Source organism: Dryocola sharpae (assembly GCF_051307055.1).
Classification (GTDB): Bacteria; Pseudomonadota; Gammaproteobacteria; order Enterobacterales; family Enterobacteriaceae; genus Dryocola.
Window position 1 is genome coordinate 3,661,914 of sequence record NZ_CP149994.1, and the last position, 20,784, is coordinate 3,682,697.

The following is a 20,784-nucleotide window of genomic DNA, read 5'->3' on the forward strand; positions in this document are numbered from 1 at the left end:
GGAAAAAATTTTGCGCGAGATAATATCACAATTACTCCTGCTCGCGCGTTTGCGCCTCGCCCAGCCATGTTCGCCAGCTGCGTTCAACCTGTTCGCGCTCGGCGGCAAATGCATCGGGCGCCACATTACCCGGTAGTTCCTGCAACGCCAGATGGTGTAATTCATCGCGCAACGTGACGTAAGCATGGGTCAGCGCCTGCGCTTCGTCATCACTCATAATGTCGTTTTGCGCCATCAATTCCAGAATGCGCACGTTATCGGACCAGCGCGTTAACTTTGGCGCCTGCGCCGCATAACGCAAAACCAGATACTGCGTGATAAATTCAATATCGGTGATCCCGCCGTAATCCGCTTTAATATCAAAGCGCCCACGGTGTTTATCCCCCAGATGGGCGCGCATTTTTTCGCGCATTTCACGCACTTCTGTTTGTAGCTTTTCAGCTTCGCGCGGACGGGACAAAATTTCACGGCGGATGGCGTCAAACTCGCGGTTCAGAAGCGGATCGCCGTAAACGATACGGGCACGAACCAGAGCCTGATGCTCCCATGTCCAGGCCTCATTTTGCTGATAGTCAGCAAAGGCCGCAGCCGTTGTGACGAGCATACCTGCCGCGCCGGATGGACGAAGGCGGGCATCCACTTCATACAGAATACCGGACGAGGTGCGGGTGCTGAATAAGTGGATAATGCGCTGGGCCAGGCGGAGATAAAACTGGCGTCCGTCGATTTCGCGCTCGCCGTCGGTCATGACATCCGCCGGGCAATCGTGCAGGAAAACCAAATCGAGATCGGAACTGTAGCCAAGCTCCCAGCCGCCAAGCTTGCCGTAGCCGATGACCGCAAACCCGCGCCCTTCCCGCTCGCGCAGATGTTTTGGCTGGCCGAAGCGCGCCACCATTTGCGCCCACGCCTGCTGGACTACCGCATCGATAATCGCCTCGGCAAGCCACGTCAGGTGATCGCTGACTTTCATGACCGGCAGCGTTCCGGTGATATCGGCCGCAGCCACGCGCAAAAGCTGAGCCTGTTTAAACTGGCGCAACGCTTCAAGCTGCTGCTCTTCGTCATCATCCGGAACACGCAGAAGATACTGGCGCAGCTCGTCTTTATAAGCATCTGTCGCCGTTGGCTGATAGAGCGTGTTCGGATCAAGCAGCTCGTCGAGCAGCAGCGGATAACGCGCCAGCTGCCCCGCTATCATTGGCGAGGCGGCACACAGCGTGATCAGATGCTTAAGCGCGCCCGAATATTCCGTCAGCAGTTCGAGATAGGTTGTACGGGTCACGATGCCCAGCAGCAGCGAAAGCAGGCGCGATAGCGGCAGCGGAGCATCGCTGCGTGAGCAGGCCTCGCTCAGCAGCCGCGGCATTAGCTGATCCAGCACCTGGCGGCCTCGCGGACCGATGGTGCGTTTATCCGTATCCTGGCGGAACTCGCCGACCAACCTTAGCACCTCGCTCCGCGCTTCCTGTGTTAAATGGCTGAGCACAGCGGTGGCGTCATCGGCGTCCAGCGCGTCCTGCCACAGCTCACGCCAGGCTTCGGCGATTTTATCCTCGCCCGCTTCCGGTTCATCGTCACCGATTAAGTCGTTGAAAACCTGACGCACCTCATCCATATGCGCCTGCAACCTTTGTTGCAGCGCCTCCCAGCTACTTTCCGTCATCGCCCAGGCAAGACGGGCGCGGTTAAGCTCGTCGCCGGGCAGCGTCTGGGTCTGTTCATCGTTGATGCTTTGCAGCAGGTTCTCAAGACGACGCAGATAGATATAGGCTTCGCGCAATCGCGGGGCATTGCCTTCCGGCAGCAGATGTAACTGCTCGATAGCCTCAAGAGTGGGCAGCAGCGAGCGGGACTGGAGCGACGGCTCGCGTCCGCCGCGAATAAGCTGGAAGACCTGCACGATAAACTCGGTTTCGCGAATGCCGCCGGCGCCAAGTTTGATATTGTCCTTCAGACCGCGGCGGCGCACTTCACGGGCGATCATGCCTTTCATGTTGCGCAGCGACTGAATAACGCTGAAATCAATGTAGCGGCGGAAGACGAACGGACGCAGCATATTGCGCAGCTCCTGGCTCCACGCGTCGTCTGTGTCGCCCATAATCCGCGCCTTGACCATCGCGTAGCGTTCCCAGTCGCGCCCCTGCTCCTGATAGTAATCTTCCAGCGCCGCAAAGCTCAGCACCAGCGGGCCGCTGTCGCCAAACGGGCGCAGACGCATATCCACGCGGTAGACAAATCCGTCCTGCGTAGGCTGGTCGAGCACTTTGATAAGTTTCTGTCCCAGACGCGTGAAGAACTGCGCGTTATCTAATTCACGCCGTCCGCCCCGGGTCGAGCCATTTTCAGGCCAGGCGAAAATCAGGTCGATGTCGGAGGAAAAATTCAGCTCGCCGCCGCCGAGTTTCCCCATGCCGAGGATCATCAGCGGCTGCGGAACGCCATCCCGATTACACGGCGTTCCCCATTCGCGGCAACATGCGGCATAAAGCCAGTCGCGGGCGGCGATAATCAACGTTTCCGCCAGCACGCTCAGCTGCCGTAGCGAGGTTTCCGTAGACGCCTGCTGCAGCGTTTGCGCCCAGGCGATACGGACCATGATGCGACGACGAAACAGGCGCAGCGCTTTCATTAACGCCGCCTCATCATGTATCTCCTGCAGCTCACTTTGCAGCCAGGCGGCGTAGCGCTGCCACTCTTCCGCCTCAGGAGGATGCTGCTCCAGCTCCAGCAGCCAGGCGGGGTGCGCCACCATGCTGTCGCAGACAAAATCACTGAATGTCAGTACGGCCTGCGCCCCGGCGCTTAACCCGGAACTATCGATCTCTTGTGGCAGACGCGGTAATACCGCCTGCAGGTGCTGCTGTAAAAGGCGCGAGAGCGGCATCATTTTATCCCGACTATGGTTATTTCCCGCTGTGCAACCAGAATGGCGCCTGCGAGATGGCTTCATTGCGATAGTGTTCGATTTCCACCTGCTGACGCGTGGTAATAGCGTGACGCAGCCCCTGCCAGTTATCGAGCCAGGGCAGGGTTACCGCGTCGTCATAGACGCCGGCTAACAGGCGGACAGAGTCAGTTTCGCGCGCAAGGCGTGGAAGCTGATCGCCATAGGCATCGCCAAGAGGACGCTGGAAAGTATTGCGCAGTTCCGCCGCGTGGCGGGAGAGATGCGTATCAGCGAAACGCTTGAAAGAGCCCGCCAGCCTGACGCGCTCTTTTTCATCGACAAATTTTTGCCACTGGCGGTTTACCAGCCATGCGGTCAGCGCAAGTTTCGCCTGGCTGCTTTCGGGGCTGTAGACCAGCTCTGCCGCAGTCAGATCCTGTGCCAGCAGCGCTTCATACGTCATCAGCAGTTCACGTAAGTGGGCGCTAGCTTTACGCGGTACGATGCCGCCGAATAGCGCCAGCGCATGGCGAACCAGCCCCACGCCGTTCAGCACGGCGTTTTTCGCCGCTTTGCTGCCGCGAACCCAAATTTCTTCATGGTATTGCCAGTGCTCCAGCGCCATTTCCAGCGCGCCTTCCAGGCCCTGCTCAACCGTTGCTTTTGGCGCCACGTGCAGCACGCCCAGCGGCTTGATTTCACGAGGAGCATCGCCCGCCGCCAGGTGATAGCCGCGTGCGGCTTTACTCAGGCTCCCCTGACGCAGCCCCGGCTGCGTCACCAGCTGTTGCGCCAGTTCCAACACCACAGCCGTTTCGCCTGCAAGCAGCTCAAGCTCCAGCTCACACAGCGGCTCGCTGACTTCACCCGCTTTCACTTCACCCAGATCCAGAGCAAGCTCGATCTTGCTGCCACCGTGAGTCACCACCCACTTCTCCCGCGAGAAATCCGTGCTGAACAGCGGCTTCAGCTCGGCCTGCAATGAGGCGGGCGTTACGCCTTCCGGCCACACTTCAGCGGGCAGCAACGCCAGATCGAGCTCCGGCTTGCTGAGATCGACATTATATTCAGGACGCTGGTGAAGCCCGCCCGTTACGCGGCCGGCAACTTTCATCGTCATTTCATAGCGGCCATCCGTGCCGCGAATACGCAACCCCATGTCGTGGCTACGCAGCGTGTTTTCCGCCGTTTCGTAATAAATATTAAGCAGCTGGCGAGGTGCGCTATGTTCGCTTTCAAGGGAATTCAGGGTGTTGCGCAGGTTATCCAGCGCTGCCGGATTAACGATAAATTTGAGTTCGATTTCCTGAGGCATCGTCTTTTTACTTTTGGTTGCGGTCACACGGGATAAGATCCCGGCGAACTAAATAGCTGGTTGCTGGTCAGTAGATAATATTTTGCCGTAAATTGCCACGTATCGCGCGCAATTTGACGAGCGGATTTACATCTGAAAAAGGGCTAATGCCTTGTACAAGTAGCGGAATCGACACCAGGATGATTCTCATTCAGGTTTACGGATTGCACCGTCAGACTGATGCCACTACTATCGTTCCACACTTTATGACAATAATGACGAACTAATGCAGAAATTACGCCTGATTTGCCTTACTTTGCTCTCTCTTAGCGTTACCGTTGTGGCTCATGCCGATGAAAAACGTTATGTCTCCGACGAATTAAGTACCTGGGTTCGTAGCGGCCCGGGTGATAACTATCGCCTGCTGGGTACGGTGAACGCGGGCGAAGAAGTTACCCTTCTGCAAAGTAATGAAGAAACCAAATATGGCCAGGTGCGCGACAGCAACGGGCGCACCTCCTGGATCCCCCTGTCGCAGCTGAGCACCAATCCAAGCCTGCGTACCCGCGTGCCCGTTCTGGAACAACAGGTTAAAGACCTGACGGACAAGCTCACCAATATCGACACCACCTGGAATCAGCGTACTGCGGAAATGCAGCAAAAGGTCGCCCAGAGCGACGGCGTGATAAACGGCCTTAAAGAAGAAAATCAGCAGCTTAAAAATCAGCTAATCGTTGCGCAGAAGAAAGTGAATGCCGCAAACGTCCAGCTTGATGACAAACAGCGCGCCATTATCATGCAGTGGTTTATGTATGGCGGCGGCGTGCTAGGCGTCGGCCTGCTGTTTGGCCTGCTGCTGCCGCATATGATCCCAAGCCGCAAGAAGAAAGACCGCTGGATGAATTGATTCACCACCCTGTATCCTACAATTACGTATTATTGGTAATTTTTAGCAGATGCAGGGGTGTGAAGAGTGAAGATTTATCTGGTCGGTGGCGCCGTTCGCGATGGGTTGTTAAAACTACCGGTCAAAGATAAAGATTGGGTCGTGGTCGGCGCTACTCCGCAGGAGATGCTGGACGCTGGTTTCCAGCAGGTCGGGAAAGATTTCCCGGTCTTCCTGCATCCGAAATCTCGCGAAGAGTACGCGCTGGCGCGCACCGAGCGTAAAGCCGGGCAGGGTTATACAGGCTTCACCTGCTATGCCGCGCCGGACGTTACGCTTGAACAGGATTTACTGCGCCGCGATCTCACCATTAACGCTATAGCGCAGGACAAAGACGGCAAGCTTGTCGATCCGTACAACGGGCTGGCCGACATAGAAAAGCGTCTGCTGCGCCACGTCTCCCCGGCATTTAATGAAGATCCCCTGCGCGTGCTGCGCGTGGCGCGATTTGCCGCGCGTTACGCCCATCTCAATTTCCAGATAGCCCCGGAAACCATGACTCTGATGCAAAACATGGCCGAAGGCGGCGAGCTGGCGCATCTGACGCCCGAGCGCGTCTGGAAAGAGACTGAAAATGCGCTGACCAGCCGCAACCCGCAGGTTTACTTCGACGTGCTACGGAAATGCGGGGCGCTGGCCGTACTGTTCCCGGAAATCGACGCGCTGTTTGGCGTACCTGCCCCGGCCAAATGGCACCCGGAAATCGACACTGGTATTCACGTGCTGATGACGCTTTCCATCGCGGCCCAGCTCAGCCCTGAAGTGGATATACGTTTCGCAACGCTTTGCCACGACCTCGGCAAGGGATTAACCCCGAAAGAGTTCTGGCCGCGCCATCACGGCCACGGCCCGGCAGGCGTTAAGCTGGTAGAAAATATCTGCCAGAGAATGCGCGTGCCGAACGAGATTCGCGATCTGGCTAAACTCGTGGCGGAATACCACGATCTGATCCACACCTTCCCAATCCTGCAGCCGAAAACGGTGGTGAAGCTATTTGATGCCATCGACGCCTGGCGTAAGCCGCGGCGTGTAGAGCAAATCGCATTAACCAGCGAGGCCGACGCGCGCGGACGCACCGGTTTTGAAGGCAGCGATTACCCGCAGGGAAGACTGCTGCGTGCAGCCTGGGAAGCGGCTCAGAAGGTAACCAATAAAGAAGTGATTGACGCTGGTTTTAGCGGCCCGGCGATTAGGGAAGAGTTGACTGAACGTCGTATTGCAGCCGTTGCGAAGTGGAAGGAAGAAAACTGCCCCCAGCCGCAAAGCTGAGGGCAGGCTGTTTACATGAAGACGAAATAAACCGCGGCCGCCACAAAGAAGCGGTAGATAGCAAACGGGATGAACGACATACGTTTGATTATCTGCAGGAAGGTTTTGATGGCAATCAGGGCGACGATAAACGCGGTGACGAAGCCCACGGCGAACATCGGCAGATCGGCCATGGTCAGGAAGCCGATGCTCTTATAGACGTCCAGCGCCGTCGCGCCCAGCATCATCGGCACGGCCAGCAGGAATGAAAACTCAGACGCGGCATAGCGGCTTACGCCCATCAGCATGCCGCCGGAGATGGTGGCGCCGGAACGGGAGAAGCCCGGCCAGAGCGCCAGACACTGGAAGCAGCCGATAATGAAAGCCTGACGATAGGTCATATCGTCCACCCCAACGGCGCGCGGCTCTTTTGGTTTCAGCAGCTCAGCGGCAATCAGCAACACCCCGCCGACAACCAGGGCGTACATGACGTTAATCGGGTTAAACAGCGACTTAATAGCGTCGTGGAAGATAAGCCCCAGCACCACGGCGGGAACCATACCCAACAGAATATGAATTAACGACAGGCGGCCTTTGCCCGCGCCTTCATGAGGAGGATGACCAAAGTGAATGCCGATCAGGCCAAACAGGCGACGCCAGAACATCACTACCACAGCGAGGATCGAACCGAGCTGAATAACCACTTCAAATGTTTTGGCGGTGTCACCTTCAAATCCCAGCAGGTGTCCGACAATAATCATATGCCCGGTGGATGAGACAGGTAAAAACTCCGTTAATCCCTCAACAACGCCGAGAATCGCGGCTGTCGCCAGCGAGTGAAAATCGCTCATTAATAAATCCTCATGCCCCTGAAAAAAATCACAAAAAAACGGCGGGCGAGATGCGACCGCCGCAAAAGGTTACTGGCTATGACCAGCTTAGAGCCGTTTGGTTTAACAATTATGAACTTATTTGTCTGCTTTCGGATTACTGCCACGCTCGATGATGACGCCGACATTTGCCGCCTGAGCAATCGCCCCGGGCTTGCTGACTTTCAGACGAACCCAGGGTGAATTAAAGCGCGTCAGCAGCAGCTGGGCCACCTCTTCAGCCACGCGTTCAACCAACGCGAAACGACCGCCGGAAACATGAGCGATAACCGCTTCGCTGACATCCGCATAGCTCAGACAGTCGTTCACATCGTCGCTGGCGGCGGCCGCGCGGTTGTCCCACGCCATTTCGATATCGAATATCAGCTTTTGATCGATGGTCTGTTCCCAGTCGTACACGCCGATGGTGGTGATTACCGTTAGTTGCTCTATAAATACAATATCCATCACGCCCTGCCTGCTTTTTGGTTGCGCCAGATACCACTTCCGGCGAAATATGCGTATTATCCACAGATGCGAAGAATACAACGACACTTTCAAAATGGAACAGCGTTATGAGTGCAATCGCGCCTGGCATGATTCTCCTCGCGTATCTTTGCGGCTCAATTTCCAGCGCCATTCTGGTTTGCCGGCTCGCGGGTCTCCCGGACCCAAGAGAGAGCGGTTCAGGTAACCCAGGAGCGACAAACGTCTTACGTATTGGCGGCAAAGGCGCAGCCGTAGCGGTACTCATTTTTGACGTCTTAAAAGGCATGCTGCCGGTTTGGGCGGCCTATGCATTAGGCGTGACGCCGTTCTGGCTCGGGCTGATTGCTATTGCCGCCTGCCTGGGCCATATCTGGCCCATTTTCTTTAAATTCCGCGGCGGGAAAGGTGTGGCGACGGCGTTCGGCGCCATTGCGCCTATCGGCTTCGATTTAACCGGCGTGATGGCGGGAACCTGGCTGCTTAGCGTGCTGCTTAGCGGCTATTCTTCCCTTGGCGCAATCATCAGCGCGCTTATCGCGCCGTTTTACGTCTGGTGGTTCAAACCGCAGTTCACCTTCCCGGTCGCCATGCTCTCCTGTCTGATCCTGATGCGCCATCACGACAATATTCAGCGCCTGTGGCGCGGCCAGGAAACCAAAATCTGGAAGAAGCTGCGCAAAAATAAAGACGAAAAAAAGGAGTGATTTCTCACTCCCTTTTTACCGGTTAACGATCTTTACGCCGCAGGTAATTCTGCCAGCGGCCAGCGCGGACGCACCGTCACGCTCAGCTCCCCGGCCGTGCCCGCTTTCAGACGAATCATGCCCGCATAGGCAATCATCGCGCCGTTATCGGTGCAGAACTCCGGACGGGCGTAGAACACCTCGCCGCGGCGTTTGGCCATCAACGCTTCCATACGGACCCGCAGCGTGCGGTTAGCGCTTACGCCGCCCGCCATCACCAGGCGTTTGAAATCGGTCTGATCCAGTGCGCGCTTGCATTTAATCATCAGCGTATCGACAACCGCATCTTCAAAGGCGCGAGCGATATCGGCGCGGGTCTGGTCGTCTGCTTCGTTGCCGCGAATGGTGTTTGCGGCAAATGTTTTCAGCCCGGAGAAGCTGAAATCAAGCCCGGGACGGTCGGTCATCGGACGAGGGAAAACAAAGCGCCCTTCCGTTCCCTGCGCCGCCATTTTCGACAGCATCGGGCCGCCGGGGTAATCAAGCCCAAGCAGTTTAGCCGTTTTATCAAAGGCTTCGCCTGCGGCATCGTCAATGGATTCGCCCAGCAGCTCATACTGACCAATGCCGGTAACGCTAATCAGCTGGGTATGGCCGCCGGAAACCAGCAGCGCGACAAACGGAAACGCCGGAGGATTATCTTCCAGCATCGGCGCTAATAAATGCCCTTCCATATGATGCACCGGTACGGCAGGCACATCCCAGGCAAACGCCAGCGCGCGGCCGACCGTTGCGCCCACCAGCAGCGCGCCAACCAGGCCTGGACCGGCGGTATAGGCCACGCCATCGATATCCTGAGCGGTTAATCCTGCCTCTTTCAGTGCGGCCTGAATCAACGGCACGGTTTTACGCACGTGATCGCGGGAGGCCAGCTCCGGCACCACGCCGCCGTAGTCAGCGTGCAATTTCACCTGACTATATAATTGATTGGCTAACAATCCCCGCTCATCGTCATAAATGGCGATGCCGGTTTCATCGCAGGAAGTCTCTATACCCAGTACGCGCATGGCTTTCTCTACCTCAAAGTCTTGCGGCGAAGTTTATGCTGCCGGGGCTGCGTTGTAAAACTTTGCTCACCTGTTGCGCTTATGTGGTGTATAATCTGCCCCCCTGGAAGATTCCGGCCTTAAAAGCCAGGTTTCTGGTTGTCCGGTGCTTTACAAAGCAGCAAGAGTTGCAGTAAAATTCCGCACCATTTTGAAATAGCTGGCGCATCAGTCAGCGGCAAACCGAATTTATCAAAGGTGAGAGTTAATGCCGGTAATTAAAGTACGTGAAAACGAGCCATTCGACGTAGCACTGCGTCGCTTCAAGCGTTCTTGTGAGAAAGCAGGTGTTCTGGCGGAAGTTCGTCGTCGTGAGTTCTATGAAAAACCGACTACCGAACGTAAACGCGCTAAAGCTTCTGCTGTGAAACGTCACGCGAAGAAACTGGCTCGCGAAAACGCACGCCGCACTCGTCTGTACTAATTTTTTGAGGGTTCAGCCCTCAGAAGCAGACAAGTAGTAGTTGTAAAGGCCGTGCTTCCGAAAGGAATGCGCGGCTTATTTTCGTTTATGAACTGACCTGCCCTACAGGTTTCTGGCGCCGCTTTTAGCCCGGCAGACAAACTTACGGGGTCAAACGGGGCCTATGGCTGGACGAATCCCACGCGTTTTCATCAATGACTTGCTGGCTCGCACCGACATCATCGATCTGATCGATGCGCGCGTGAAGCTCAAAAAGCAGGGCAAAAACTACCATGCGTGCTGTCCGTTCCATAACGAAAAAACCCCCTCTTTCACCGTAAACGGTGATAAACAGTTTTACCACTGCTTCGGCTGCGGAGCGCACGGCAACGCGCTGGATTTTTTAATGAACTACGACAAGCTTGAGTTTGTCGAAAGCGTTGAAGAATTAGCGGCGATGCACAACCTTGAAGTGCCGTACGAAGCGGGTAACGGGCCAAGCCAGATCGAGCGCCACCAGCGACAGAATCTTTATCAGCTGCTGGACGGCCTGAACGCCTTTTATCAGCAATCCCTGACGCAACACAACGCGGAGCCTGCCCGTCAGTACCTGGCAAACCGCGGGTTAAGCGCAGAAGTCATCAAGCATTTTGCTATCGGCTACGCGCCTCCCGGCTGGGATAACGCGTTAAAACGTTTTGGCGGCAACGCCGAAAATCGTCAGTCTCTGACGGACGCGGGCATGCTGGTGACCAACGACCAGGGTCGCAGTTACGATCGCTTCCGTGAACGGGTGATGTTTCCCATCCGCGACAAGCGAGGCCGGGTAATTGGTTTTGGTGGCCGCGTGCTGGGCGACGCCCAGCCGAAGTACCTGAACTCCCCGGAAACCGATATTTTTCATAAAGGCCGCCAGCTTTATGGCCTGTATGAAGCCCAGCAGAGCCAGCCTGAACCTGCGCGCCTGTTGGTGGTCGAAGGCTATATGGATGTGGTGGCCCTGGCGCAGTACGGCATTTCTTACGCCGTCGCCTCGCTTGGCACCTCAACCACCGCCGACCATATCCAGCTGCTGTTCCGGGTCACCGATAACGTCGTCTGCTGCTATGACGGCGATCGTGCCGGACGGGACGCCGCATGGCGTGCGCTGGAAACTGCGCTACCTTATATGACGGACGGGCGTCAGCTACGCTTTATGTTCCTGCCGGACGGTGAAGACCCGGATACGCTGGTTCGTAAAGAAGGAAAAGAGGCATTTGAAGCGCGTATGGAACACGCCCAGCCGCTTTCTACGTTTCTTTTTAACAGCCTGATGCCGCAGGTTGATTTAAGTTCGCCGGATGGCCGTGCGCGACTTAGCACGCTGGCATTACCCCTGATTAGTCAGGTACCTGGTGAGACATTGCGCATTTATCTGCGCCAGGAGCTGGGCAATAAACTCGGCATTCTGGACGACAGCCAGCTTGAAAAGCTAATGCCAAAGCTCGTGCAAAGCGGTACGCCGCGCCCGGCTCCTCAGCTAAAACGCACAACCATGCGTATACTGATAGGATTGCTGGTCCAGAATCCAGAGCTGGCACCTTCCGTTCCACCCCTGAGCGGTCTGGAACAGGCTAAGCTGCCAGGACTGAAATTATTTATCGATCTGGTCAACAGCTGTCTGGCCCAGCCAGGACTGACCACAGGGCAGCTCTTAGAGCTTTATCGCGGTACGAATGAGGCCGCCACCCTTGAAAAACTGTCAGCCTGGGACGATATAGCTGATAAGGACATTGCAGAAAAAACGTTCACCGACGCGCTCGAACATATGTTTGATTCCGTGCTGGAGCTGAGGTTTGAAGAATTAATGGCACGCTCAAGAACGGAAGGATTAACCCCGGCGGAGCGTGAAGAAGTGCGCGTGATAACAGAGTCACGCGCAAAAAAATAAATACTCGCGGCTTAACTGCCGAACATTGATCGGGTTACACCCGAACGCCGCGTGGACGGGCAGCGGCATTAAAATAAATCAGCCCCTCGTTACGTTATTGTTGGCGGCAACGCCTACCGACACAACCCTAATACTGAAGTGTGGATACCGTCTTATGGAGCAAAACCCGCAGTCACAGCTTAAACTTCTTGTCCAACGTGGTAAGGAGCAAGGCTATCTGACCTATGCTGAGGTCAATGACCATCTGCCGGAAGATATCGTCGACTCCGATCAGATCGAAGACATCATCCAAATGATCAATGACATGGGCATTCAGGTAATGGAAGAAGCACCTGACGCCGATGACCTGCTGCTTGCTGAGAACTCAAACAACACGGATGAAGATGCGGAAGAAGCCGCCGCTCAGGTTCTCTCCAGCGTGGAGTCTGAAATCGGGCGCACCACCGACCCGGTGCGCATGTACATGCGTGAAATGGGTACCGTTGAACTCTTAACCCGCGAGGGTGAAATCGATATCGCCAAGCGTATCGAAGACGGCATCAACCAGGTTCAGTGCTCCGTTGCAGAATACCCGGAAGCCATCACTTACCTGCTTGAACAGTACGATCGCGTTGAAGCAGAAGAAGTACGCCTGACGGATCTGATCACCGGTTTCGTTGATCCTAACGCAGAAGAAGATCTTGCCCCTACCGCCACCCACATCGGTTCTGAGCTGACCAGCGAAGAAAACAGTGATGATGACGATGAGGAAGAGGACGACGACGATGCGGAAGATGACAACAGCATCGATCCGGAGCTGGCGCGTGAGAAATTTGGCGAGCTGCGTACCCAGTACGAAATCACCCGCGACACCATCAAAGCGAAAGGCCGCGCTCACGCTGACTCCGCCGCTGAGATCCTGCAGCTGTCTGAAGTTTTCAAACAGTTCCGCCTGGTGCCGAAGCAGTTCGACTACCTGGTAAACAGCATGCGCGTCATGATGGACCGCGTTCGTACTCAGGAACGTATCATCATGAAGCTGTGTGTTGAACTGTGCAAAATGCCGAAGAAAAACTTCATCACGCTGTTCACCGGCAACGAAACCAGCGAAACCTGGTTCAACGCGGCTATCGCAATGAACAAGCCATGGTCTGAAAAACTGCGTGACGTGTCTGAAGACGTGCATCGCAGCCTGCAGAAACTGCAGCAGATTGAAGAAGAGACCGGCCTCACTATTGAGCAGGTTAAGGACATCAACCGTCGTATGTCTATCGGTGAAGCGAAAGCCCGCCGTGCGAAGAAAGAGATGGTGGAGGCGAACCTGCGTCTGGTTATTTCTATCGCCAAGAAATATACCAACCGTGGTCTGCAGTTCCTTGATTTGATTCAGGAAGGCAACATCGGCCTGATGAAAGCCGTCGATAAGTTTGAATATCGCCGCGGCTATAAGTTCTCAACTTATGCGACCTGGTGGATCCGTCAGGCTATCACCCGCTCCATCGCCGACCAGGCGCGTACCATCCGTATTCCGGTGCATATGATTGAGACCATCAACAAGCTCAACCGTATCTCGCGCCAGATGCTGCAGGAGATGGGCCGCGAGCCAACGCCGGAAGAGCTGGCTGAACGCATGCTGATGCCGGAAGACAAAATCCGCAAGGTGCTGAAAATTGCCAAAGAGCCAATCTCCATGGAGACGCCGATCGGCGACGATGAAGATTCGCATCTGGGCGATTTCATCGAGGATACCACCCTCGAGCTGCCGCTGGATTCCGCAACCTCTGAAAGCCTGCGCTCTGCAACGCACGACGTGCTTGCTGGCCTGACCGCGCGTGAAGCGAAAGTCCTACGTATGCGTTTCGGTATCGATATGAATACTGACCACACGCTGGAAGAAGTGGGTAAACAGTTCGACGTTACCCGCGAACGTATCCGTCAGATCGAAGCGAAGGCCCTGCGTAAACTGCGCCACCCAAGCCGCTCTGAAGTGCTGCGCAGCTTCCTGGACGATTAATTTTATCGCCCTGATAAAAAGCCCTCCTTGCGAGGGTTTTTTTATTGCCGGAACCTAACGGCCTCTTGCCATCAGCGACTGTTCCAGCTCGCGGTAAGACTCCACAAGCTTATCCAGCGACGCACGGTTCAGGCCGCTGGGATTGGGCAGAATCCACACTTCGGTATCGCCAATGGTAATATTTTGCCTGCCCCACTTCGCACCACGCTGGCTAAACGCCTGTTCAAAAGCCTGCTTGCCCAGCACGGCCAGCGCCATTGGCTGATAATCCTGCATCTTCGTCACCAGCTCGCGCCCGCCTGCACGTAGCTCATGCAGGGCAATCTCGCTTGCCTGAACCGTTGGTCTTTCAACCAGCATGGTAATGCCGCAGCGGGTATCTAACAGGTGCCGCTCTTCTTCCGGCTTCAGCTGTCTTTCGGTAAAGCCTGCACGGTGAATAACCTTCCAGAAGCGATTGCCAGGATGCGCAAAATGAAAACCGGTATGCGCCGAGGACTTGCCGGGATTAATACCGCAGAACACCACCCGCAGCCCAGGCTGTAAAATATCGCTAATCATGAATCTTCCCGTCGTTGTAGATGTTGAGCTAAGTATAAGGGATTGATAAGGCATTGTTTATAAAACAAGCATATGTCACGCAACTACTGGATTGACGCCACGAGTTCCATTATAATCCAGCGCCACGGCCCCTTAGCTCAGTGGTTAGAGCAGGCGACTCATAATCGCTTGGTCGCTGGTTCAAGTCCAGCAGGGGCCACCAAATTTTAGCTTTAAAATCATATAATTAAGCCACTCGATTGAGTGGCTTTTTTATTTTCTAAATTTATAGTGGCGATAAAATGGCGGTAGATTTTGCGTAAAATGCCTCTATTCCCGGCTTTGGCTCATTTTTACATTCATTACAATTTGTCTTCACTTCAACACTAGAAAGAGGGATCGTCGATGAAAAAAATTATCGGGTTAGCTTTCCTTTTAACTTCTACCTCTGTGCTTGCTGGTTTTGTTCACCCGCTTGACTTCGATGGCTCAGAAGCTCAAAAGCAGGAAGTTATTAGCTACATCAAAGACCGTGTGAAAGCTGATTATTGTGATGGTAAGTTAGATATGTGCCAGCCAACCATCTTACGCATGATGGAAAATAAGAATCTTGAAGCTTTTAAAAAATTAACTAAAGCGAGCGACCGAAATATATTAGATGGGGTTATCAAAGATTACTGTAAACGCGGATTGGATATGTGTACTTACACCACAATTTCGATGATGTATGAAGAAAACGCAAAAGCTGATAAACAAGAACTTAACTGGTAGGGCTGTAATGCCCGGCCTGCAAATATAAGCTGTTGAGCAGGCCGCTTTCTGGATCGCAACTAAAGCCAGAGATTCTGCTGTCCACTTCGTACGGAATGAGGTGGCGCAAAATCAATTTTGCAAGGTGTCACGATAAAGCGCTGCCCTGACTCCATCGTCACAAACGTGCAACTACAGTTGATATTGGTGCGTTGGTGGTAGCGTTCTTTGGTATTTTCAGTTAGATAGCGTCTGGTACGTGCATGCGCTGCATGCTGGCACTGCGAACAATGAAACATATTTACCCCACCATTGCCATTCAGTGAATCACTAATACCGCTTAGTTCACCCAATGAGAATAACCTCACCCTTCATTACCCTCACTTTCGTATTCCACATCTGACAGTTTAACCTCAAGCTCCAGAGCCGTCGTGTAGCCGCCGTTACTCAGAGAGTGGGTCACTTTAGTAATTATCCACGATTGCTCATCTATGACGTGCTTAAAGCCTTTGACCCATACTGGCGTCTCAGGGTAGAGATCGGCACGCGGTGGATATCGATGACGTTATTGCCGCTACCGATGTTATTGCCACCGCAACCGGTGCGAAGAAAGTCGTTAGCGCAGCCGTGCTGGATAAAGCGAAAGACGGCGTGTTCGTGCTCAACGTCGGCCACGTCGCCGAAGAGATCGACTGCGAATACCTCAGGCAGTTCCCGAATGAAGAAATGATGCCTTTTATCAACGCTTATCGGCTGAGCGGAAAAAGCCGTCTATCTGCTGCCGCAATCCGTCTGGGAACAGGCGCTGTAATTTCCTGAATTAACAAAATGGCGGCGAGACGAAAATATTATTAAGCCACTTATCACGAAGCGGCTTTTTGCTGCCAGCGGCCGCCATATTCACCCTGTCGCCAGAGCGTCCGACGACGCCTGCAGATATCCCTGTAACAACAGCGTCAGCTGCTTTGCAAGACAGGCTTCAAACCCTGGTTCAGCCAGCCCTTCCAGCAACGTCCTCACCGGCCCGACGAGCGCTCCCAGCACGATAGTGGCGGTAACGGCCGGGTTAGCAAAAGCAGCATCCGTAGCGGTGGTAAGCATCCCTACCACCGCGGTAACCAGCCGCCCGTGCATTATGGAAACCAGCCTTGCGCCATCCCGTTCGCCCGCTACCGCATACAGCGCTTTCGACTCCTGCGGATCGCGAAGCTTGGCGGTCAGAAACGCCGTTACCAGCAAAGAAGCCATATCCGCCACGCGTAAGTTCCTGCCTTGCTGACAGGCGGCTTCAACCGCAGACGCCACCTCGTTCAGGTGCTGCTCCAGCACCGCCGCCAGTAAAACATCCCGATTGGGATAATACTGATACAGGCTGCCTACCGATATGCCAGCCCGGCCGGCGACCCGGGTAGTGGTGCAGCGGCTCAGCCCTTCCCTGGTTAAAACCTGAATGGTTGCGGTATGTAAAGCCGCAACGGTCGCGGCAGATCGTGCCTGAACCGGCGTTTTACGTGGCTTTAGTAAGTCTGTCATGGCGCGCCTGAATGCGAATTCTAAACCTGAAGGATGCTTCATATACTTGTACTTCTTAGCAACCGGTAAATCAATAAGTGAGGCAGGAATGGCAGCTATCGATCAAAGCGGCACCTTCACATTAGGTGCGCGCACGGTAAAACGACTGGGCTATGGCGCCATGCAGCTTGCAGGCCCTGGCGTATTCGGCCCACCGAAAGACAGGAATACAGCGCTGGCGGTGCTACGTGAAGCGGTAGCTGCAGGCGTTAACCATATTGATACCAGCGATTTTTACGGCCCGCACGTTACCAACCAGCTTATTCATGAAGCGCTGCATCCTTACAGTGATGACCTCACAATTGTCACCAAAGTCGGCGCGAAACGCGGTGGTGATGGCTCCTGGCTGCCCGCTTTTTCCGCTCAGGAGCTGACGCAGGCGGTACATGATAATCTGCGTAATCTGCAACTGGACGTTCTGGACGTCGTTAATTTGCGCATCATGTTCGACATGGGCGAGCCGGTGGAAGGGTCAATAGAAGAACAGGTCGCCACGCTTGCAGAATTACAGCATCAGGGGCTGATACGGCATATTGGGCTGAGCAACGTCACGGCTACGCAGGTCGCTGAAGCGCAAAAAGACATCTCCGTCGTCTGCGTACAGAATATGTACAATATCGTGCACCGCAAAGATGACGCATTGATTGATGACCTTGCCCGCCAGGGTATAGCGTATGTGCCGTTTTTCCCGCTCGGCGGCTTTTCGCCATTACAGTCATCGGCGCTACAGGCTGTGGCAGATCGGGTGGAAGCCACGCCTTTACAGGTAGCCCTTGCATGGCTGCTGCATCGTTCGCCGAATATTCTGACGATCCCCGGCACTTCTTCCGTCGCGCATCTGCACCAGAACCTGGCGGCGGCTGAACTTACTTTGCCGCCGGAGGCGCTGGAGTCGCTGAATAAGATTGTGGAATAACGCTTTACCTGAACCCATACGGCAGCACGTCTGCCGTATGCTATTTCTCGTCGGGCGCAGCGAACAAGCCGCTTTTATTGCCGGCTATGACCTGAGATTTACTCCAGATCCGCCCCGTTGCTGGCAATAACTTTCTTATACCAGTAAAACGATTTCTTACGGGTGCGCGCCAGCGTGCCTTTGCCCTGGTCGTCGCGGTCCACGTACACAAAGCCGTAGCGCTTGCTCATCTCGCCGGTAGAAGCGGAAACCAGATCGATACAGCCCCAGGAGGTGTAGCCGATAACCGGAATACCATCTTCTATTGCTTCGCCCATCGCTTTGATATGTTCGCGCAAATAGCTGATGCGGTAATCATCGTTAATTTCACCCTGCTCGTTGATTTCGTCCTTTGCGCCCAGGCCGTTTTCTACGAGGAACAGCGGCTTCTGGTAGCGGTCGTACATCATGTTCATGGTGATGCGCAGACCCAGCGGATCGATGCCCCAGCCCCATTCGCTTGCCTGAATGTGCGGGTTTTTGAGAGATTTCACGATATTCGCCGCGCTGCTGTTCTGCTCGTTCATTTCCGCTGACGCACAGCGCGAGGCGTAATAGCTGAAGGAGACAAAGTCGACGGTGTTTTTCAGGATCTCCGCATCGCCCGGCTGCATCTCAACGGTAATCCCCTTCTCTTTAAACAAACGCCGGGTATAGGACGGATAGTTACCGCGCGCCTGCACGTCGATAAAGAACAGGTTCTCACGATCTTTTTCCAGCGCGGCCCACACATCTTCCGGCTTGCATGACCACGGATAGAAATTCCCGCCCGCCAGCATGCAGCCAACCTGGTTTTCCGGATTCACCTCGTGGGCGATTTTCGTCGCCAGCGCGCTGGCGACAAGTTCGTGATGCGCAGCCTGATATTTTACCTGCTCCTGGTTATCGTCCTTTTCAAAGACCAGGCCTGCGCCTGAGAACGGGCTGTGCAGCAGGATATTAATTTCATTGAAGGTCAGCCAGTATTTCACCAGCCCGTTAAAGGCTTCAAAACAGGTGCGGGCGTAATGGGTGAAGAACTCAGCCATTTTGCGGTTGCGCCAGGAGCCATATTCACGCACCAGATGCATCGGCACATCGAAGTGGCACAGCGTCACCAGCGGTTCAATGTCGTACTTTTTGCATTCGTTAAATACGTCGCGATAGAAAGCGATGCCTTCTTCGTTTGGCTGTTGCTCATCGCCGTTCGGGAAGATACGGCTCCAGGCAATGGAAGTACGGAATACGGTAAAACCCATCTCCGCCATCAGGGCGATATCGTCTTTGTAGCGATGGTAAAAGTCGATAGCCTGATGGCTGGGATAAAACTCATCGTCACGCAGAGCAAAGCGTTTTTCCTGGCCCAGCTTCACCGCCAGGCGCTCTTTGCCGTGAGGTATCATATCAACCGTCGTCAGGCCCTTACCTCCCTTCAGATAAGCGCCCTCGGCCTGGTTAGCCGCCAGTGCGCCACCCCATAAAAAGTCTGCGGGGAAAATTGATTCGGCCATCAAATACCTCTTTTTTAATTAACTTGTACGTTCTGTTGCACGTCGGTAGCGGGCGCTCGTTCTTTTTCCTGCTCCTCCACCGGGATATCCTCAAATCCCAGCACCAGCGTGAGGATGAAGGAGAGCACGACGGCAAGCGCCATCACGCCAAATACCCAGACGATGGTCATCGGACTGGATGGGTCAAAGAACTGCACGCTGGTAAACAGCCCCGGCGCCGCCATTGAATGACTGGCGAGCCCGGCTGCGCCTGCGACGCCGCCGCAGACAAAGCCGCTGATTAATGCCGCCACCAGCGGACGTTTCAGCCGGATGGCTACGCCATACAGCGCGGGTTCTGAAATCCCGGCAACGATAGCCGACGCCGCCGCCGCAAGGGCGGTCTGGCGCAGCTCCGGGTTTTTCGTTTTCCATGCCACCGCCAGAGATGAGCCGCCCAGCGACAGGTTGGCGCCAATTTCCGACGGCATAACCATGCCCTCTTTGCCGGTTTCAGCGATGGTCTGAATGATAGTCGGAGTAAATACGCGGTGCATGCCGGTCATCACCAGCAGCGGCCACAGCCCGCCCATGATGGCAACGGACAGCCAGCCCAGATAGCTATGAACGGTATAAACCAGCGCGGAAATACCGCTGCCGATCCAGACTCCCAGCGGGCCGATTAGCAGAATAGCGATCGGCGCGGAAATCAGCACGATCAGCATTGGCTTGAGGAAGTTTTTCGTCACCGCCGGAGTGATTTTATCGACCCAGCGCTCTATGTATGAAAGCAGCCATGTCATCACCAGCGCGGGGATGACCGTATAGGTATATTTCACCGCCGTAACGGAAAGCCCCATAAATTCAACGGGCTGCCCCTGCGCCGCCTTAGCCATTAAATCAACAAAGCCCGGGTGAACCAGCACCCCGGCGATGGCGATAGCCAGCGACATATTCGTTTTGAACTTGAGCGCTGCGGAAGCCGCAACCATCACCGGCAGGAAGAAGAAGGCGCCGTCGCCGATCAGGTTAAGAATAACAAGCGTGGAAGAGCTCTTTTCAAAGACGCCGGTCATATCCAGCATCATGGCGAGCAATTTGACCATTGAACCGCCGATGATCGCCGGGATCAGCGGCGACATGGTGCCGATCAGCGCGTCCAGTATGCCTGCGCCGATACGCTTTAACGTAATTTTGCCTTTTTCAGGCGCCGCTTTTGCAGCTATCGCGCTTTCCGGCAGCAGCTTCAGCACTTCGGCGTATGCCTGTGAAACCGTGTTGCCGATAATCACCTGACACTGATTTTCATTTCTGACCACGCCCAGCACGCCGCTGATGGACTTCAGTTTCGCGGCATCAATAACGGAATCATCATGCAGAACAAAGCGTAAGCGCGTCATGCAGTGCGTGACGGCCGCAATGTTACCGCCTCCGCCGAGGGCATCGACTATCGATCGTGATACTGCCGTATAATTTTTAGACATAATTAACAGTTCTCAGGTGTAGGTAACCGGTTCCACATAAGAGTGTTAACATTGGATGATCAGATCAACTTAAAAATTTTTTACGTTCTTTTTTTGTGATGACGATCGAAATAAGAAGCCAGTTGAAGGCGGTTTTGCGGCGTTAAACGCTGCGTGTAGAATG

18 protein-coding genes, 1 tRNA gene and 2 pseudogenes are annotated in these 20,784 nt (G+C 54.8%); 10 read left to right on the plus strand and 11 right to left on the minus strand.

The window, feature by feature from the left end; genetic code table 11:
- Positions 1-31: 31 nt before the first annotated feature.
- Positions 32-2,887, minus strand: coding sequence for a bifunctional [glutamate--ammonia ligase]-adenylyl-L-tyrosine phosphorylase/[glutamate--ammonia-ligase] adenylyltransferase (gene glnE, locus WLO31_RS17440; protein WP_435930657.1), 2,856 nt, complete (start codon positions 2,885-2,887; stop codon positions 32-34).
- A 19-nt stretch (positions 2,888-2,906) separates the two neighbouring features.
- The gene (locus WLO31_RS17445) at positions 2,907-4,205 is read right to left on the minus strand and encodes an inorganic triphosphatase (protein ID WP_435930658.1); all 1,299 of its coding nucleotides are present in this window, start codon (positions 4,203-4,205) and stop codon (positions 2,907-2,909) included.
- Positions 4,206-4,470: 265 nt separating this feature from the next.
- Here WLO31_RS17445 and WLO31_RS17450 point away from each other — a divergent pair, with 265 nt between their 5' ends.
- Positions 4,471-5,091 carry a TIGR04211 family SH3 domain-containing protein gene (locus WLO31_RS17450; protein WP_435927885.1) on the plus strand — a complete coding sequence of 207 codons (621 nt, stop codon included), beginning with the start codon at positions 4,471-4,473 and terminating at the stop codon, positions 5,089-5,091.
- A 66-nt stretch (positions 5,092-5,157) separates the two neighbouring features.
- Positions 5,158-6,399 carry a multifunctional CCA addition/repair protein gene (locus WLO31_RS17455; RefSeq protein WP_435927886.1) on the plus strand — a complete coding sequence of 414 codons (1,242 nt, stop codon included), beginning with the start codon at positions 5,158-5,160 and terminating at the stop codon, positions 6,397-6,399.
- Between the two features lie 11 nt (positions 6,400-6,410).
- Here WLO31_RS17455 and bacA read toward each other — a convergent pair whose 3' ends face one another.
- Together bacA and folB are read right to left on the minus strand one after the other, a co-directional pair.
- Positions 6,411-7,229, minus strand: a complete 819-nt coding sequence (gene bacA / locus WLO31_RS17460; protein ID WP_435927887.1) for an undecaprenyl-diphosphate phosphatase — start codon at positions 7,227-7,229, stop codon at positions 6,411-6,413.
- A 117-nt stretch (positions 7,230-7,346) separates the two neighbouring features.
- Positions 7,347-7,715 carry a bifunctional dihydroneopterin aldolase/7,8-dihydroneopterin epimerase gene (folB, locus tag WLO31_RS17465; protein WP_435927888.1) on the minus strand — a complete coding sequence of 123 codons (369 nt, stop codon included), beginning with the start codon at positions 7,713-7,715 and terminating at the stop codon, positions 7,347-7,349.
- Between the two features lie 107 nt (positions 7,716-7,822).
- Here folB and plsY point away from each other — a divergent pair, with 107 nt between their 5' ends.
- Entirely contained in the window at positions 7,823-8,440 is a 618-nt protein-coding gene (gene plsY, locus WLO31_RS17470) for a glycerol-3-phosphate 1-O-acyltransferase PlsY (RefSeq protein WP_435927889.1), read from the plus strand.
- Between the two features lie 32 nt (positions 8,441-8,472).
- On the opposite strand, the gene tsaD is transcribed toward plsY, so the two are convergent.
- Positions 8,473-9,486 (minus strand): tRNA (adenosine(37)-N6)-threonylcarbamoyltransferase complex transferase subunit TsaD, encoded by a 1,014-nt coding sequence (gene tsaD / locus WLO31_RS17475; protein WP_435927890.1) that lies wholly within the window; start codon positions 9,484-9,486, stop codon positions 8,473-8,475.
- Positions 9,487-9,733: 247 nt separating this feature from the next.
- Between tsaD and rpsU the strand changes: the two genes are divergently transcribed.
- The 3 genes from rpsU (at position 9,734) to rpoD (ending at position 13,851) form a co-directional block, all read left to right on the plus strand.
- On the plus strand, positions 9,734-9,949 hold the full coding sequence (gene rpsU, locus WLO31_RS17480) for a 30S ribosomal protein S21 (RefSeq protein ID WP_001144069.1): 216 nt from the start codon (positions 9,734-9,736) through the stop codon (positions 9,947-9,949).
- Positions 9,950-10,112: 163 nt separating this feature from the next.
- The gene (dnaG, locus tag WLO31_RS17485) at positions 10,113-11,858 is read left to right on the plus strand and encodes a DNA primase (protein WP_435927891.1); all 1,746 of its coding nucleotides are present in this window, start codon (positions 10,113-10,115) and stop codon (positions 11,856-11,858) included.
- A gap of 154 nt (positions 11,859-12,012) precedes the next feature.
- Positions 12,013-13,851 (plus strand): RNA polymerase sigma factor RpoD, encoded by a 1,839-nt coding sequence (gene rpoD, locus WLO31_RS17490; RefSeq protein WP_167610345.1) that lies wholly within the window; start codon positions 12,013-12,015, stop codon positions 13,849-13,851.
- 54 nt (positions 13,852-13,905) lie between these two features.
- Here rpoD and mug read toward each other — a convergent pair whose 3' ends face one another.
- Positions 13,906-14,412, minus strand: a complete 507-nt coding sequence (mug, locus tag WLO31_RS17495) for a G/U mismatch-specific DNA glycosylase (protein ID WP_435927892.1) — start codon at positions 14,410-14,412, stop codon at positions 13,906-13,908.
- Between the two features lie 126 nt (positions 14,413-14,538).
- Between mug and WLO31_RS17500 the strand changes: the two genes are divergently transcribed.
- Positions 14,539-14,614 (plus strand) — tRNA-Ile (locus WLO31_RS17500).
- Between the two features lie 182 nt (positions 14,615-14,796).
- On the plus strand, positions 14,797-15,162 hold the full coding sequence (locus tag WLO31_RS17505; protein ID WP_435927893.1) for a hypothetical protein: 366 nt from the start codon (positions 14,797-14,799) through the stop codon (positions 15,160-15,162).
- 59 nt (positions 15,163-15,221) lie between these two features.
- Here the strand turns inward: WLO31_RS17505 and WLO31_RS17510 are convergent, their stop codons facing one another.
- Together WLO31_RS17510 and WLO31_RS17515 are read right to left on the minus strand one after the other, a co-directional pair.
- Positions 15,222-15,440: a DNA-binding transcriptional regulator gene (locus tag WLO31_RS17510; protein WP_435930659.1), complete on the minus strand. Its 219-nt coding sequence runs from the start codon at positions 15,438-15,440 to the stop codon at positions 15,222-15,224.
- Positions 15,441-15,505: 65 nt separating this feature from the next.
- Positions 15,506-15,688: pseudogene (locus WLO31_RS17515) on the minus strand (phage late control D family protein); the annotation flags it as partial.
- Between WLO31_RS17515 and WLO31_RS17520 the strand changes: the two are divergent.
- Positions 15,685-15,909 (plus strand): annotated as a pseudogene (locus tag WLO31_RS17520) (adenosylhomocysteinase); the annotation flags it as partial. The pseudogenes WLO31_RS17515 and WLO31_RS17520 overlap by 4 nt on opposite strands.
- Positions 15,910-16,041: 132 nt before the next feature.
- Here WLO31_RS17520 and WLO31_RS17525 read toward each other — a convergent pair.
- Positions 16,042-16,674, minus strand: coding sequence for a TetR/AcrR family transcriptional regulator (locus WLO31_RS17525; RefSeq protein WP_435927894.1), 633 nt, complete (start codon positions 16,672-16,674; stop codon positions 16,042-16,044).
- Positions 16,675-16,762: 88 nt separating this feature from the next.
- On the opposite strand from WLO31_RS17525, the gene WLO31_RS17530 reads away from it, so the two are divergent.
- Positions 16,763-17,629, plus strand: a complete 867-nt coding sequence (locus WLO31_RS17530; RefSeq protein ID WP_435927896.1) for an aldo/keto reductase family oxidoreductase — start codon at positions 16,763-16,765, stop codon at positions 17,627-17,629.
- Positions 17,630-17,727: 98 nt separating this feature from the next.
- Here the strand turns inward: WLO31_RS17530 and WLO31_RS17535 are convergent, their stop codons facing one another.
- Positions 17,728-19,158, minus strand: coding sequence for a 6-phospho-beta-glucosidase (locus tag WLO31_RS17535; protein ID WP_435927897.1), 1,431 nt, complete (start codon positions 19,156-19,158; stop codon positions 17,728-17,730).
- 14 nt (positions 19,159-19,172) lie between these two features.
- Positions 19,173-20,621 (minus strand): PTS cellobiose/arbutin/salicin transporter subunit IIBC, encoded by a 1,449-nt coding sequence (gene ascF / locus WLO31_RS17540; protein WP_435927898.1) that lies wholly within the window; start codon positions 20,619-20,621, stop codon positions 19,173-19,175.
- Between the last annotated feature and the right edge of the window lie 163 nt (positions 20,622-20,784).